Annotated in this window: 19 protein-coding genes, 1 tRNA gene and 1 pseudogene; 12 read left to right on the top strand and 9 right to left on the bottom strand. The window is 58.5% G+C overall.

The genetic code is table 11. The features are described 5' to 3' along the window. The first annotated feature begins 126 nt into the window (after positions 1–126). Positions 127–202 (top strand) — tRNA-Ile (locus AB8841_RS14845). An 8-nt stretch (positions 203–210) separates the two neighbouring features. Here AB8841_RS14845 and AB8841_RS14850 read toward each other — a convergent pair. The 4 genes from AB8841_RS14850 to AB8841_RS14865 all read right to left on the bottom strand — a co-directional run bounded on the left by AB8841_RS14850 (position 211) and on the right by AB8841_RS14865 (position 3196). Next, positions 211–1299: a tyrosine-type recombinase/integrase gene (locus AB8841_RS14850; RefSeq protein WP_370436604.1), complete on the bottom strand. Its 1089-nt coding sequence runs from the start codon at positions 1297–1299 to the stop codon at positions 211–213. A 2-nt stretch (positions 1300–1301) separates the two neighbouring features. After that, positions 1302–1544, bottom strand: a complete 243-nt coding sequence (locus tag AB8841_RS14855; protein ID WP_370436605.1) for a hypothetical protein — start codon at positions 1542–1544, stop codon at positions 1302–1304. 133 nt (positions 1545–1677) lie between these two features. Continuing rightward, complete coding sequence (locus AB8841_RS14860) at positions 1678–2127, bottom strand: HNH endonuclease (protein ID WP_370436606.1); 450 nt, start codon at positions 2125–2127, stop codon at positions 1678–1680. Positions 2128–2818: 691 nt separating this feature from the next. Further along, a complete protein-coding gene (locus tag AB8841_RS14865; protein ID WP_370436607.1) occupies positions 2819–3196 on the bottom strand; it encodes a hypothetical protein in 378 nt (125 codons plus the stop codon). 1476 nt (positions 3197–4672) lie between these two features. Here AB8841_RS14865 and AB8841_RS14870 point away from each other — a divergent pair. After that, the gene (locus AB8841_RS14870; protein ID WP_370436608.1) at positions 4673–4942 is read left to right on the top strand and encodes a hypothetical protein; all 270 of its coding nucleotides are present in this window, start codon (positions 4673–4675) and stop codon (positions 4940–4942) included. On the opposite strand, the gene AB8841_RS14875 is transcribed toward AB8841_RS14870, so the two are convergent. Further along, complete coding sequence (locus tag AB8841_RS14875) at positions 4939–5970, bottom strand: helix-turn-helix transcriptional regulator (RefSeq protein ID WP_370436609.1); 1032 nt, start codon at positions 5968–5970, stop codon at positions 4939–4941. The two genes, AB8841_RS14870 and AB8841_RS14875, sit on opposite strands and share 4 nt — an antisense overlap. 355 nt (positions 5971–6325) lie before the next feature. On the opposite strand from AB8841_RS14875, the gene AB8841_RS14880 reads away from it, so the two are divergent. From AB8841_RS14880 to AB8841_RS14920, 9 genes and pseudogenes are all read left to right on the top strand, one after another. Next, positions 6326–6826: a hypothetical protein gene (locus tag AB8841_RS14880; RefSeq protein ID WP_370436610.1), complete on the top strand. Its 501-nt coding sequence runs from the start codon at positions 6326–6328 to the stop codon at positions 6824–6826. Beyond that, a pseudogene (locus AB8841_RS14885) lies at positions 6823–7053 on the top strand (DUF2312 domain-containing protein); the annotation flags it as partial. The gene AB8841_RS14880 and the pseudogene AB8841_RS14885, both read left to right, overlap by 4 nt. A 125-nt stretch (positions 7054–7178) precedes the next feature. Then, positions 7179–8003 carry a helix-turn-helix domain-containing protein gene (locus tag AB8841_RS14890; protein WP_370436611.1) on the top strand — a complete coding sequence of 275 codons (825 nt, stop codon included), beginning with the start codon at positions 7179–7181 and terminating at the stop codon, positions 8001–8003. After that, complete coding sequence (locus AB8841_RS14895) at positions 8000–8251, top strand: LexA family protein (RefSeq protein ID WP_370436612.1); 252 nt, start codon at positions 8000–8002, stop codon at positions 8249–8251. The genes AB8841_RS14890 and AB8841_RS14895 overlap by 4 nt, the downstream gene beginning before the upstream one ends. Continuing rightward, positions 8248–8595 (top strand): hypothetical protein, encoded by a 348-nt coding sequence (locus AB8841_RS14900; RefSeq protein WP_370436613.1) that lies wholly within the window; start codon positions 8248–8250, stop codon positions 8593–8595. Before AB8841_RS14895 ends, AB8841_RS14900 begins: the two co-directional genes overlap by 4 nt. Positions 8596–8606: 11 nt before the next feature. Next, positions 8607–9539: a helix-turn-helix domain-containing protein gene (locus AB8841_RS14905; RefSeq protein WP_370439273.1), complete on the top strand. Its 933-nt coding sequence runs from the start codon at positions 8607–8609 to the stop codon at positions 9537–9539. A gap of 199 nt (positions 9540–9738) precedes the next feature. After that, positions 9739–10248, top strand: a complete 510-nt coding sequence (locus AB8841_RS14910) for a DUF1643 domain-containing protein (RefSeq protein ID WP_370436614.1) — start codon at positions 9739–9741, stop codon at positions 10246–10248. Next, a complete protein-coding gene (locus tag AB8841_RS14915; protein ID WP_370436615.1) occupies positions 10245–10907 on the top strand; it encodes a transcription termination/antitermination protein NusG in 663 nt (220 codons plus the stop codon). The genes AB8841_RS14910 and AB8841_RS14915 overlap by 4 nt, the downstream gene beginning before the upstream one ends. Positions 10908–11229: 322 nt before the next feature. Continuing rightward, complete coding sequence (locus tag AB8841_RS14920) at positions 11230–12714, top strand: flagellin (protein ID WP_370436616.1); 1485 nt, start codon at positions 11230–11232, stop codon at positions 12712–12714. A gap of 231 nt (positions 12715–12945) precedes the next feature. Here AB8841_RS14920 and AB8841_RS14925 read toward each other — a convergent pair whose 3' ends face one another. The 3 genes from AB8841_RS14925 to AB8841_RS14935 all read right to left on the bottom strand — a co-directional run bounded on the left by AB8841_RS14925 (position 12946) and on the right by AB8841_RS14935 (position 14159). Beyond that, a complete protein-coding gene (locus AB8841_RS14925) occupies positions 12946–13215 on the bottom strand; it encodes a hypothetical protein (RefSeq protein WP_370436617.1) in 270 nt (89 codons plus the stop codon). Positions 13216–13373: 158 nt separating this feature from the next. After that, positions 13374–13655 carry a hypothetical protein gene (locus tag AB8841_RS14930; RefSeq protein ID WP_370436618.1) on the bottom strand — a complete coding sequence of 94 codons (282 nt, stop codon included), beginning with the start codon at positions 13653–13655 and terminating at the stop codon, positions 13374–13376. A gap of 222 nt (positions 13656–13877) precedes the next feature. Then, positions 13878–14159 carry a hypothetical protein gene (locus AB8841_RS14935; RefSeq protein ID WP_370436619.1) on the bottom strand — a complete coding sequence of 94 codons (282 nt, stop codon included), beginning with the start codon at positions 14157–14159 and terminating at the stop codon, positions 13878–13880. Between the two features lie 162 nt (positions 14160–14321). Between AB8841_RS14935 and AB8841_RS14940 the strand changes: the two genes are divergently transcribed. After that, positions 14322–14546, top strand: coding sequence for an HNH endonuclease (locus AB8841_RS14940; RefSeq protein WP_370439274.1), 225 nt, complete (start codon positions 14322–14324; stop codon positions 14544–14546). Here AB8841_RS14940 and AB8841_RS14945 read toward each other — a convergent pair. Then, positions 14521–14964 (bottom strand): hypothetical protein, encoded by a 444-nt coding sequence (locus tag AB8841_RS14945; protein WP_370436620.1) that lies wholly within the window; start codon positions 14962–14964, stop codon positions 14521–14523. The two genes, AB8841_RS14940 and AB8841_RS14945, sit on opposite strands and share 26 nt — an antisense overlap. Positions 14965–15065 lie beyond the last annotated feature (101 nt).

Below are 15065 nucleotides of genomic sequence, written 5' to 3' on the forward strand. Positions count from 1 at the left end.
GCTCGGGAATATAGGGTGTCCCGGGCGGTGCCGCACATATTGCCCGATCGGAGGCCGGGTACCCTGCCAATCAGGGGGTGACGAACGGCTCTCCCTCGATTAGATGGTATCAGACCTTCCTTGGAAGGGCCTGTAGCTCAATGGTTAGAGCCGGCCGCTCATAACGGTCTGGTTGCAGGTTCGAGTCCTGCCGGGCCCACCACCTTATCCCTAAGCATTTGTTTTTGCTTTAGCTTTTTTCTGGGTTGACACTCGGTTTGACACTGGCCGTTTCGGCTTTGTGCTCACCAGGGCCATTGCCTGCTGGGCAAGCAGCACCTGCTCGACCTCTTTCGTGTAGCGCTCGACCTCATCCAGACTCTTGTGGCCGGTGACCGCTTGGATCTGTTTGGAGGTGCATCCAGCCTCGGCCAGACGACGGGCCGCCGCTTTCCGCAACCCGTGCGCGGAGCATCCAGGCGAGCACCTGGCATCGCGTGACGCCTCTGAAAAGTAGTTCCCGAACCCTGCTGAAGTAAATGGCTTGCCTTTCGCTGTCATGAGGAAGGTCATGTTAGCACGAGGGGTAGCCTGAAGCACGGAATTTAGGTTGGGATGGATCGGTATCCACAGTGGTGTGCCGGTCTTTTGCTGCTTCACTTGGATCATGCCGTTGCGGACATGTTGCCAGCCCATGCGGATGACATCAGATCGTCTTTGCGCGGTGTAGAGAAGCAGAGAAAGCGCAAGCCGTTCTCTTGATCCGACCGGCCACTTTGCTTCAAAGGCCGCAATGTCGTCATCGGTCCAAGCGCGGAAGCCGCCGTCCTTGATTTTCATCTTGCGAATGCCGAACGTCGGATCATCGCCGCGCCAATTCTCGTCGATCGCGAACCGCATCAGCGTCCGCATGTGGCGCAGAAACTTGTTCGCGGCACCTGGCTTGTCGGCCTTCTCTGAAAAGAGCTTCTTCACGTGCTCGCGTCGGAGCATCGCCACGCGCTTGTCGCCGTGGTCGCGACGGATCTTCTCAATTTCGTTCCGGTAGCTGGATTGCGTGATAGGCTCCAGGCCCTTGAAGGTGGCCGACGAGTAATAGAGCGCGATCAGACGACTCATGGAGCCGGGCGGCGAGGTGTCCTTGTCCTGCTGCTCCCCGTCCCAATTCCCGGCCATAGCGGCTTCATAGGCCAGCCTGAATTCCTTCGATCCCGGCAGGCCTGGCAGCGGCGTTCTCTTGCCATTGCGCCGGAAATAGCGGCGCACCTTGCCGTGCCGGTCCACGAACTCCTGGACGTAGGGCAGCTTGATATGGGCCATCGTCAATCCCAATCGTTAACCTCATCGCCCGTATCTTCGCTCGGCAGTTCGTCGAAAGCCAAGTCGAGTGCGCGAATGTCCCAGACCTTGCGCCGGTCTACCCTCTTTGGCTTAGGCATCCGTCCGTCATCGACCATGGCATCGAACTTGCTCAGTCCGACCCCGATGTAGGCGGCGGCCTGCTCGCGGTTCAGTCCGCGACGTGGGGCTAAAGGAGCTGAAATGTGCTCGGCTAGCCTGCTCATCTTTCATCTATCTCCATGACCGTACCAACGGCCTGAATGCCTTTCTGCATTGGAGAGCGGGGGAGTCCCTTCAATGGGTTGAGGCTCATGGCTTTCCTATGAGTTTGAGACGGTGAGCTTGGCCACGATGGGGCTAAGGCACATCACTTGATCTTCTGACACTAGGATTGAACTGTTTATCGAGGCGGCGGGATGAGCGTTTTGTCTGGGTGTTGAGTTTGCGTCGCATCCACGCAAGCATGATCGGAAATGGAGTGGTTGCGCTTGGTGGTTTCTTTACGGCCTTGAAGAACTGCCCCTCAGTCATATTGCCTTTGGCATTGTTACAATCCGAGCATGCCGCAGCGATGTTCATCGACGTGTGCCGCCCACCCTTTGCGCGAGGGTGTTTGTGATCCGCTGTCACGGTTTCACTGGTGAGAGGTGTATCACAGTAGTGGCAGAGCCCACCCTGCCTATGAAGTGCATTCTGGCGACAAACCTTGATATACGCTTTGCTGTTACGAGGAGCGGGATAGGACATATTGTTCATTATTGTGTCTCTTGGCGAACAACCGAAGGGAGGACATCGTACCTGCTCCATTGTCTCTGTTCAGTCTTTCACGAACCTTGTTTAGTGATGATGTTAAGCTGTCGTTAACCATGGTGCCGCACACTCTTCTGTACGGGCTGATTTGGGGGCATATCGGGCCGTTCCCTTACGAGAACATTGGACCTCGGGCCGCGGTGTTGTAGCGGCCTTTCTTTTTGACCTGGCTCGACCGGCCACGCTGGAACGCGTTCAAGCACTTTCAAGGCTGAGACGACTGCATTGGGTGCATGGCAGTCGGGCAAATGCTCGGGTGGCAGACGGTTGTTTGAGCCACCATCTAAAGGGAGACACAGGATCTCCTCCCCCTGTGTTGTTCCCTCTGGAAGTTTCGATTTCCGACCTTGGGGCCGCTGGAATAGCGGCCCTTTTCTTTGCCGCCTTCTAGCAATCGAGAGGTCGCCACTAACGCTCCAGTAACTATAGTCATTCACCATACTCACTGTGCAGAGGTTTACGGGCGCCAGTTTGAGTATGAGGTTTCCAATGACACTAGTTCTGCTTATGATTGTGGCGGTATCCTTCTCAGCTTCGATCATAGTTCCAGCATGGCAGATGCTGAACTTGCCGAGAGGGCAGCGGCGCTCGCGCACTCCCGAGAGCCTTGCGGCGCTCGAACGTCGCGCACAGGGTTGCTGATCTGACGGAAACGGCTCGGTCCAGCGCGAGATCCTGCTAGGCGCATTCATTTTGACCTCCGTTCGAGCGTGCCATCCAACTTGCGCTTCCAGCCACTATCCCGGCTGCCGGGGATAGCCGGGCCTTTACGCTGACGAATGCCGAGATGACGCATCTTCACGCGCTTGGCCTTTGCGATCCGTGCCAAATCTCCGTCCTTGCCGTGGGTCTTGGCGTCGGCGCAGGCTTTGTGAGCGGGCCCGCGGTTCTCAGCGGCGTTCGTGCCGCCGAGGCCGAGAGCGCGAAGGTGCTCATCGATCCATGGCTCGCCAGCCCCAATCTTCCGTTCGCAGAGGACGCAACGGCCCTCGAATGTTTCGAACAGCTTCAGACGTTGGGTCGGCGTGAGCGGCTTCCGGGGAGTGGTGCCGACATCTTCGGTCATTAACGCGGCTTCCTCTTCATTGCGCGGACTTCACTGCGAAGTTGCTTGGTGCGAAGCTGGCGCAACCGGGCCTCATCATCGCGCGTGCTCTGGTGTGCCTGGCGCTTGCGCTGGATCCGGTTCTGTAGGTTTTCGATCTCGGACTCTTGGGATACTTGTGGCATTGGTCAGGCCCCCGTGAGATCATCGAAGGCTTCACGGAAGCGTTGCTCAGGAGTCTGCTCACGCACTCGATCGCTAGTCCGGTCGAGGCGGCGGCGCTCATGGCGCATGGATGCAAGGCTGAGCCAAATGACGAGGCCGAGGATCGGCACAACTAGGAAAAGCGCTTCCATCAGATCCCCCATCGGTTGGAGCGGCGGTATGCATTGCGGGCGAGCTCATCACGCTCGGCCGGCGAAGAGCTTCGGCGCCGCTCAGGAGCGGGCCCACGCAACGGCGTGTGAGCTGGAAAGCCCTTCGTGTTCGCGATGTAAGACAGGACATCGACGTGACAGGAATGATCTGCAGGACAGCAGCGCTGGGGCGCTTCCTCTGTCAGAGCAGCCTTGATCTCTGCAAAGGACGGGCGCTCAGGCAGACACAACGGCAAACGACGACGAACCTCTCGCGGCAGATGCGGAAGCAGTCCCCACATCCAGTAGACGTACAGCTCGACGGCCGCCCAGTGGCGGTTCTTGCTCGTTGCTGGCACATAAGAGACGCGCGATCGTCCAGTCTTTAGCAGCGCCAACACGGCCGGGTGATCGGTATCGAATGGGTTGGGGAAGCGCTCGCAGGCTGCTGTCATGGCAGCACCAAAAGCGCGGCGATCATCAGGAGACTTCCTGCAAGGGCGCACCAGGCGACCCACTGGGCGGCACTGCTGAATGCTCTCTGTGACTGGTTGAGAGGCATCATGCAGCCCCCGGATCATCAGGGGCGCTTAGATCGATGCGGTTCTCATCGTCGCCGCCACAGTGGCACGGCATGTCTGCCGCCCCGCACACCGCAGGGTAAAAGATGACGCCGCGGCCCTTGCAGTCTGGGCACAGATGAGCCTCGTCCTGATCCAAAAGCATGGCATCGCTTACTGCGACCTGTTCAGCTGTGATGAGGCGAATAGGACGAAGGCGAGGCGGAAAGAGAACAACATCTCCCATGGCTCAGCCCCCCAGCGCTACGCAGGACAGGCCGACAACACCGATCAGGAACACGATAGCGAAGCCATCGCGGACGACTTCAAGAGTGAAGAGTGGAAGGGACTGCATAGCGGCTCATCCGTGTGGAGTGGATGAGAAGCAAGCTAAAGGGCATTTGCCCATTGGTCAAGAGCAAAAATGGGCAGTTGCCCGCCACATATGCCCATTGGGCAGAGTGGGCAATTGTCCACATTGATTCACAGGGCGATCAAATAATCAGGCTCTTCGCCATGAATGTTCTTGTTATGTTCGCGACGCTGCGCCAGCCTTAATGAGTAGCTAACATGAGGTCCAAATGACTCTAGAAACGGTGTTCGTATTTCAACCCTTCGTCGCGGCAAAGAAGGGGAGCCGCGTGCTGATCGGTCAGCCAATGGCGGTTAGAAATGAGGAAGTTGCCAAGCGAGCATTGAGCCGGGCTCTCACTAATCCAAGCTCCGGTGTTGTAGGAGGTGTCATCCTTTCGACCATCGCTGACACAGCGACAGGAGAGTGCGAAGGGACAAGCATTCTTGCAAAAGAGGGGAATGTCCCTGAGCACTTCCTAGAACGGCTGGAACACTAGGCTTTCAAAGAGCCGATAATAAGGTGGACGCTTATGATGAGGTCTCGGTCGATCTCAATCTCTTTGTCGGGGTTAAACTGGCGAAGTACGAGCATTGTAGGCGTCCACGCTACGAACTCTTTGATGTATCCCTCAGGGGGCTCGCCTTCCTCCTCAGGATGGATCTGCACAACAACATCGTCTCCGCGTCGGGGAGGGCGGCTGGGGTGTACCCAGACCTGTTCACCGGCTTTGTAGCGCGGGTACATGCTATCCCCGGAAACATAGGTAGCATAGGCGTTTGGAACGCCAACAAGAGCTGGCGGGCGCGGCACTGTTCCGAGCGTCTCCCCATTGAAGATAAACTTGCCGTTGTCGCCGCCAACCGCGAGGCCTTTTACCGGGATTACGTCCGTACTGAGGGCTGGGGGTGCAACAATCTGGGACGCGTTCGGAGCGATCGACGGGCGTGAGATCGTTCGCGTCGGCGCCGGTTCTTTCTCGGCCCCCGCAGGTGACGGGTCGTCGGATGTCAGCCAGTCAGGATCCCCCGTGAGCACCTGGGATATCTTGCGGAGATTTTCCATCTTTCCGCGCCCCTTTTTCAGGAAGTCGCGGACATAGGTTGCCCCTAAGCGCGCTTCGATCGAAACCCGCTTCATGTCCTTGTTCTGGCGTCTTAGCTCGCCTTCGAGCTTCTTTCGCCATTGATCTTTCTGCGCGTCATCCATAGTGGGAGATTGCCCACTTTCTTGCCCATCGTCGATAAGGCCTTTGCCCATTGACGTGAAGGGCATTTGCCCATTATGTTGATGGGCATGAGCGAGACACTGAAGCTTCTTCACGACATCGAGGCCTTTCTGCGGGCCAACCCCATGGCTGAGAGCACCTTTGGCCGCAAAGCTGTCAATGACGGGAAACTGGTCATGCGCCTCCGCGCTGGAAGTACCGTCACGCTTGAGAAGGCTGCCCGGATACGAGCCTTCATTGTAGCACGCCGTCGTGCTTTTCAAAAGGAGAAGGCTGCCTAATGCGTAGTCTCCGCACATCTGCATCTTCCTGCTACCGAGTGCATAAAAGCATAGCCTAGCCTGACGAAAGATAACTATTCGGGATTATTCTAGATGATGACGAGAAAACTACGCTACAGGCTTACGGCATCGGGTGATTTCTACTTCCTCACCCAGGACGGATACGTCCTTGTTCGGCGGGCGAAGTGATGCCGCTTCTAGCATATTGTCCCTCCCGCGTCAGCAAAACGCCCCCCGCTGACGCCACCTGCGCGGGCGACCATGCGCAACCGTCTTCGGTCGCCCGCGCCTTTCCTTTCGTCCCCGCTTCCATGGCTACGGTTATTGCCGGTCCTGGGGCTCCCGTCATCTCAATTCAAAATAGGAACGCGCAGTGAACATCGAACGCGGGCGCATGCTGCCCTATTCCGGTCTTAAGGCCACTTGGCGGTCGCTTCTTGCAACCCTTGGGGGCGGAGCTGCTGTTGAGCGGGCTGAGATCACCCGCGGTGGCGACTCCCTCCTGTCCCGGTACGGCCTGCCGCATGAGACCGTCTTCGCGCCGGTCGACGTGATGCTCGATATCGAGAAGGCGGTCGTTGAGATGGGCGGCCGGCCTGAGTTCCTCCACGCCTATGCCGACGCCCTCGGGTTCGCGGTTGCCCCGAAGGCCGCGCTCGAGAACCCGTTGCCGGTCTTGGACCAAGCTGCCGTGGAAGCCATCGGCGCTCTCGGTCAGGTTGCATCTGCATTCCACGAGGCTGCCAAGGACGGTGTGATCACTCCGAAAGAGGCGGAAGGCCTCGTCACCATCGGCCAGCGCGCCGAAGCTGAGATCCACGAATTTACTGAAGCGGCCCGTGCTCGTGCTGCAAAGGGGAGGGCACGCGCATGAGGGGTATCGAACGTACCCAGCTCAAATCCTTCGTTGACCGTGTCGAGCGCATCGAAGGCGAGATCGCAGAGCTCAATGCCGACAAGCGCGACATCTACGCGGAAGCCAAGGCCGTGGGCTACGACGTGAAGGTGCTCAAGCAAGTCGTCGGCCTGCGCCGCAAGGATCTCCCAGCCATTCAGGAACAGAATGCGATCCTTGCACTGTACCTGCAGGAACTCGGCATGTTTGACCTCGCCAAGGGCGTCGAGAACACGACCCCTGAGAGCGCTCCTCCTGCACGTGCACGTGCACGCGTACGCGAGGAAAAGGCGCCGACCGAGCTGCAGCGCCGTTACGGAATGGGAGCTTGATGATGGCAGTTCCGTTCCCGAACCCAACAACGCTTGAGCAGATGCAAGCCAACCGCCGCGCGTTGAATGCGACGTTCTTCTCGGTGCGGCCGCGCATGAAGAACCGTCTCCCCGATGCGCCTGCTCTTGGTGAGCCGGAACCCGACCAGGAGGACTTCGAGGAGCTGCGGCGTCCTGTGATCAGTGAGCAAGAAGCCAAGATCCTTGATGCCGTGGCTACCCGGGCCGAGATCCCGCTTGAGGAGATGCTGGCCAACCTGTCGAAAGTCGCGGCGCTCGCGCGCCAAGTCGCAGTCGTCGTGCTGGTCCGTTCGCTCACTTCGGAGCCGACTCGCGCCGCCACGATTTGCGGGCTGACCTTCGGTGCTGCGGGTCGCGCGCTCCAGGAGTTCGACCCGGTCGTCAGCGCTGGAGCTATGCCGATCGTCAACGACCCGCTTGCCTGCATCGCTCCGCTTTGGAGCCACGCGGCCTTGAACTTGCAGGATCGTCGCACGGCGACCCTGGTTGAGTGCCTCAGTGCGGCTTCCCGGGCGTCCATGGTGCCGGTCCACGACATGAAGACGGAGCGGCGCACTCAGTCGCTTGTAAGGGCCCGCCAGATCGCGATGTGGCTCGCTACCGAGTTCACATTGATGTCGCTGCCTTCGATCGGCAGAAGCCTCGGCGGCCGCGATCACACCACGATCCTTCACGGGTCGCGTGTGGTCGCCAAAGTAGCGGCGACGATCACCCCCGGAGAGGATTGGGGCCTGCAGCAATGGGCAGATGCACTTTGGGCTGCCGATTGGGGCGCCTGCAAAGGAAAGGGGGCTCGGGCATGATCACGGGCCTCACACGCAAGCAGAACGAGCTCTTCCGGTTTATCGCCGCATACATCGACAGCAATGGCATTGCGCCGTCTCTGGACGAGATGACGGAGGCTCTGGACCTTAGCTCGAAGAGCTGCACGCACCGGCTCTTGGTGTGCCTTGAGGAACGCGGCTGGATCCGGCGTGAGAAGGGCTTGGCTCGTGCTCTGATCATTGAGGATGCGGCGAAGGCGCAGCTGCGCCAGGCAGGTGCCGCATGAAGGTGCGTATCTCCGAGGCGGCTATCCAAAAGGCCACCATCGATCATTGGCGCGCCTTCGGTCTGCCGGACACCTTGGTTGCCGCCATCCCGAACCAAAGGGCCTTCGGTCAGCCGGGCCTTACACGAGGCGTCTTCGACCTCTTGGTGATCGGCGGGACGGTTACGATTGGCCTAATCGAGCTCAAGGCTGATGACGGCCGCCTGAGCGATCCCCAGAAGGAGTTCCGGCGGCTCATGATCGTCAACGGCGCGCCCTACGCCATCACTCGTGGCCGTGACGAGCCAATCCGTTTATTGGAGGCCTGGGGGATTGTCCGGAAGCAGGCGAGGGCGGCCGAATGAGCTTCCAGGCTATGGCATGGGCTGCGGCCCAGAAAACCGGCTCTCCAGCCCGTAAGGCGCTCCTCTTGGCCATCGCCAACTATGCGGATGAGGAGGGCATCTGCTGGCCTTCGCGCGAGACGCTCGCCGACGACTCCGAGCAGTCCGTCGACAGCGTCGACCGGCACATCAAGGAGCTTGAGGCCTCTGGCTTCATCAAGCGCAGCCCGCGCGGTGGCCGCCGTGCGGACGGTGGCGAGCAGAGCAAGCTCATCACGATCCTATTCAGCCGTGAACGGCTCAAGAACGACTTAGCGTCCAATCGTGCGAGGGCACACAACAGCTTGCGACCTCAGCCGCAAATTGCGGCCGAGGGGTCAGCCGCAGATTGCGGCCACCTCAGCCGCACCGTGCGGGGGACCTCAGCCGCAAATTGCGGCCCTAACCTATCAGAAGAACCTATCACTGAACCTACCCCCCTAGCCCCCGAGGGGGAATTGGGTGCGGGCTCTTCGATTGATTTGGATGAAGTCCCCTCTAGGACGGCCAGCGCTCGTTTCGATCGCTTCCGGGAGGCATGGCCAGCGGATCCGACGATCAACTGGGAGCGTGTCGAGAGCGGGTTCTACCGCATGCCGGCGGACGATCAGGACAACGCCTCCAAGGTGGCTCGGCGCTATGTCGAGTTTTGCCGCCGGGAAGGCCGCAAGCTGAAGGCTCCGCAGAACTGGCTTCGCGAAAAGGGCTGGGCTGGGTTCGTCGAGGAAGAGCGCAAGGCAGCCGCAGCCGTCGAGCGCGGCCGAACGATGGTGTGGGTCCAGGAAGGCACTCGGGCCTGGGACGCCTGGAAGGGGCATTTCGAGGAACAGGGCAAGCTGATGAAGACGCCCATGCAGACGAAGGCTGAGAAGGGGCTGGGATGGTTCTTCCCCTCTCTGTTCCCGCCGAACGAAGGTGCAGCATGAGGCTCGGCGACAACGAGTATGAGGCGCTTCTTCGGATCTGCGCTATCGCCATTCCAGCCACCGATGACCCGAACCTCAAGGCGTCACTCGTGTCTGCCTCGCAGAAGCTGGAAGCGTCCAGGGCAGCCAAGCGGTCCATGACGAGAGCCACTAGAAAGAACGCAGCTTCACGCCACAACCAACGGAAGGCAGCAGCATAATGAGCGATCTGTTCAATGCTAGTTCCGCCATCATCTCCGAGTGCGGCCTATACCGCTACCGGCTGGAGCGCGGCGATCGGCACGGCACCAAGTCCGTCGCTTTCATCATGATCAACCCATCCACCGCCGATGCTGCGCAGGATGACGCCACAATCCGCAAGTGTCGTGGCTTCGCGCAACAGCACGGTTTTGGGCATCTGATCGTCGGCAACCTATTCGCCTATCGGGCGACCGATGTGAAGGAGTTGCGCAATGCCTTCGACGCGGTCGGCCCCGATAATGATGACCACCTTTGGCAAATCCTTAGAGATGCCGACACCGTGATTGTCGCCTGGGGTCCGGCGTCCAAGGTCCCGCAGAGCCTCCGCTCTCGATGGGATCGTGTCCCGGCCATGGCGCAGCTTGTAGGCAAGCCCCTGCATTGTCTTGGCGTGGCAAAGAACGGCCACCCACGCCACCCGCTGATGACGCCGTATTCCATGCCCCTCACGCCCTGGAAGGCCCCATGAGCACGAATCTCCCCCGCTTCGCCCTGTCTGCCGAGATCCAAGCCTATTTGGATGGTTTGAGCCCTGATCCCGGCCCCGGCCACTACTTCACTGGCACGGAACTGCCGAACCATACGCCTCCTGAGACTTTCGAAGGCTTCACCTGGTTCGTGGTCGTCTGCAATCCCAAGTGCGAGAGGAGGGCGCAGCTGGGCCTCCGTCGTGCCGGTTATCAGACCTATCTCCCCCAGACGAAACGCTGGGTCGTCCATGCCCGCAAGAAGGAGGGGCGAGAGAACCCGCTCTTCCCGCGGTATCTCTTCATTGGCCTCCGCTCGGATCAGGACTTCTACAAGCTCCGTGGCGTGGACGGCGTAGAGGGCGTCGTCAGGGATGGCTTTGGCGTGCCAGCCCGCATCCCGGCGCCTGAGGACCGTCCGCATCCCTTGGCGCGGCTGCTCGAGCGGGAGTTGGCCGGCGAGTTCGATTTCACACGCCTCCCGGATCTTGGCCCGCAGTATACGCCTGGAGAGACAGTGCGCCTTACCGCTGGAGCCTTCACCGACCTTCAGGCCCGTGTCGTCTCCATGCTCTCAAAGGGAAGGGTGGAGGTGCTCATCGACTTCCTGGGAAGGAAGGTGAGATTGAAGGCGAAACACAGTAGTGTTGTGCGGGTTTGAGAGATGAACGCCCTGTTCAGCCACGAGCTCTCTTCCCAAGATGTTTTAACCATCAATTAACCGGTTAACTTTAAAAGATGGCTAACAATTCCTCACGCAGGTGCGAGCTTCACGTCCCGAAAATAGTGAATACGCCCCTGCGCGTAACAAGCACTTTGGTAGGCTTCGCTCTGAAGCTAGGCATGAAGCCACTCCATTGTACCGGTCGAGCCCGGATGTCATGTGAACAGCGGATCGAGGTCTCCTCGAGGCATGATGCCACTCCGCTGGGTCGGTGCGACCCCGACATTCCCTGAAATCCCATTCTTCAAGGAAGAAGCGCATGTCTTCGATCAATACCAACCTGTCCGCCATGACCGCTCTGCAGGCCCTCAAGGCCACGCAGTCAGCCATGAACAAGAATCAAAACCAGATCTCGACAGGCCTGCGCGTGGGCGAGGCTTCGCACAATGCCTCATACTGGTCGATCGCGACCGCGATGAAGTCGGACAACGGCGCTCTCAGCGCCGTGAAGGACGCCATTGGCCAGTCCAAGGCAATGATCAACACCTTCACCTCGGCCATGGACAAGACGCTGACTTATCTCAACAAGATGAAGGCAGGACTTGTGGCTGCGACCCAGCCCGGTGCCGATCTGGCCAAGATCCAAACCGAATTCGACGCTCACATTGCTGGTATGAAGAGTGCTGCTGGCTCGGCTTCGTTCAATGGACAGAACTGGCTCGCCGGCGTGGCTGAAACCGTGATGCTCGTCACGTCCTATGACGGCAGCACCAACTCTGTTGGCACGCTGTCGATTGATACTTCCAAGACAAAGCTGTTCACGAATACCACTGCTGGTACAGGCGGCATTCTCAATGACGTCGCACAGATAAAACTGATCTCTACTTTCGTAGATGTGACCGTGCCATCTGGTGCCGAGACCGACGACAAGATTGCGATCAAGATCGGTGTCTCTGCCGAACAGGAACATAGGCTGACTTCGGGCGATGCTTCCGATCTGAACACGCTGGTCAAAAGCATCAACGACGACGTCCGCTTCAATACGCAGGTCAAAGCCGCTGTGGTGGATGGCCAGCTTCGCATCACGTCACTGGACCCGAGCGTGCCTGTGACTGCGACTTATCTCAAGAAGCCGGCCGCCGATGGTGCTGCCACTCCAGTTGCTCCCACTTATGGTTCAGACGGACTCCCGGGAGGTATTGGGCCAGCTGCTGATACATACGCGACCTTGACGTTCGACGATACTGATCTTGTTACAGATCTGCGGAGTGCAAACCTTTCACAAGGCGACGAGATCAAGTTCACGGTTGACGGTGTTCCCAAAACCTTCACCGTCGGCGCAGAGACGGATCTCCTGCAGATCGCTTCTTCCATCAATGGAACAGTCCCAAGCTATGGCGTCGTTGCTGACGCTTCGAGCGGCAAACTGGTTCTAAGAGGTCTGACGCCAGGTGACACCGGTACAGTTCTGTCGGCAGGCTCATACACCAATTACACCCGCACAGCTGGAGTGCCTGGAAGCTCGCCCATTGCCGAATCCCTCGCGTTTGTGGATGAAGCGATCCAGCAGGTGACAGCCGGCTCTGCGATGCTGGGTGCCAACAAGGCGCTGCTGGAGACCCAGGAGGAGTTCATCGGCGTTCTGTCCGACTCGCTCACCGCTGGCGTCAGCTCCTTCGTGGATGCCGACATGAACGAGGCTTCGACCCGCAACCAGGCTTTGCAGACCCAGCAGCAGCTCGGCGTGCAGGCTCTCTCGATGGCGAACCAGAACAGCCAGATGATCCTCAAGCTCTTCCAGTAAGAGCTGCAGTCTCTGAATAAATCGAAACCCCGCTCTTAAAGCGGGGTTTCTTCTTGTGAGGATCGAGTATTTATCTGTAGATACTTGTATGCTGCTCTTGATCCTAGCGAGTGGTGATACTAAATATAGCTTCTCAAAACACTCTTGGTGATTTTCACCCGGAGTGCGTTAGCTTTAGAGCGGTTGCCCCGGCGATATGATCGCGCGGGGCATTTCCAATGAGCCTCTGGCTTAGTCGCACTCCCGGTCGACGTAAGCCATCCAGCCCTCCACATCGGCATACTCTTCAGCAAGGCCGTCGAGCAAAACCTTGCGGTGACCTTCAGGCATCTCATTCGTCAGCAACATCAAGAACTGTTGTTGTCTTGGGTGGTCACTATCAGACATCAGCAAGTCGTAGACGTCTTTATAGCCTTCCCCGATGGCCTCATCGTTTGAGCGGCCGGTAGCAATTCGCGCCAGTTCATAGGCGCGACCTTTCACAACATCATAAAGCGACACTGGACCCTCATTTGTGAGAAGCCGGTGATCTTAAGCCCTCCATGCCTCACCGCAAGACCTACATCCGAGACGATGGCGTCGTCATGGTAGAGATAGGCCCCAACCTCTACGTAGAAGAGAGCATCGCTGAGAGGCTGGGGCTGTTGAGGTAGGGAGGCCTAGATTTGCCACCGTGCCTTGATGGCTTCCGAGGCTATCGGGTCTAGGTTGTACCAGTAGGCCGAGTTGTTTTTAGCGTCGACGACATAAAGCTTGTCGTTCGCATCCATGGCGCTCGCAACGTGCTTCGCCGCCTGCTCTGCTGTGTAGTTCGACTGAACATACCAGAAAGACTCGGTCACCTTTGCCCAATTACCCAGTTGCTTGATCTTTTCAGCCACGGCTGGGTAGTTCTGCCCGTGTCTTTGAAGGTCGTAAGAAATGTGAAGGTTGTTCGCCAATCGGTTCTCCTCTGGTTGGCGGCGCATCCTCTCAGAAGGTCCCCGAGAAAACAAACCGATGGTTAAGGGCTGTTAACTGGCTTCCTCTATTTACACAGGCAGCTCCATGGATCTTCTCTACCGCTTCCTCACCCTCTCCCTGAGAGAGAACCAGATCGAGCTCCAACGCTCAGAAATGCTGCGGGATCAGCAGTACATGATCGCCCGAGACATCCACCTGGCCTAACCCGGCCAACCCCAGACTGTGCGGCCGAACTCAAGGATGAAGACACCAAAGGTAGCGAGAGCAGCAAGCCCGGCGATGATCCGCTCAACCCACCCCAACTCAAAGGGGCGCTTTATTAGGATCTGCTTGCCGTCCCAATAGATCTCGCCCGTTTCTTCATGGATGCCAAAGAGGCCGGCTCCACTCATAGAGATGGCCTTCACGCCCTTGGGCCAATCGGCAGGCGCATCGCCAGGAAAGAACTTGTTGCGGCGTTGGTGGTCCCAATCGATAGCCATACTCTGCCCCTGTTTTTGAATTGGCTCATGCCGAAACCATTAGACCACAGAGCCCGCAACAGGGAATACGACCAGCGCAGAGGCTCAGCCCGAGAGAGAGGCTACAACGCCCGCTGGGAGAAAGCCCGTAAGACCTACCTGATGCGCAATCCCCTGTGCATCATGTGCAAGCGGGAAGGGCGAGTAACCCCGGCTACAGTGGTCGATCACATCATTCCCCATAAGGGGGACACGGCTCTCTTCTGGGATACCGAGAACAATTGGCAGGCCTTGTGCAAGCCACACCATGACCGGGACAAGCAGCGAGAGGAGCGAGGACGCTTCCAGGCTGTAGGAGAGGACGGATGGCCGGTACTAGTAGTCACCGATCCTTGCGCATCAGAGTAAGGGTTGCTCGTCCGCTTTCAAGCTTGCCAAGATATACGGCCTCGGAGCTCGCCGCACTTGCCTGACCCCGGTCAAAGGTTTCATTAACCAGTCCGGTGGTGTTTCTATAGCGAACTTCTTTCGGTGCCTGCGGATCATAGGCAATCGATAGAGCGCCAAATGCCGCTTCCATTTGCTTATTCAGCTGGGCTGGGCGGCCCTCAAGTAAGATTGCTCTTGTTGTCTTCGACTGAATTTCGCCTACCGCTGTGACGGACAGCCCAAAGATCCGGAACTCACAATAATGCTCCTTCCCGTTGAAATCGCTGCACTTTCCGGGAACAACGCGCTCTTCAATGTCGAAGTCTCGAAAGACAGCATTTACCTGCACGTTTAACTCCGCAGGCGACACGTTGAAGCCGTCTGCATAAGCGCTCATCGGGAGCATGCTGCTAAAAAGAACGAGAATGGGTTTAGCGAGCCTCAAAGTGACCTCGTTTGCTTAGTCGTGGAACGTCGAGGGAATAAGAGGGGGGATAG

Source organism: Microvirga sp. TS319 (assembly GCF_041276405.1).
Taxonomy (GTDB): Bacteria; Pseudomonadota; Alphaproteobacteria; order Rhizobiales; family Beijerinckiaceae; genus Microvirga.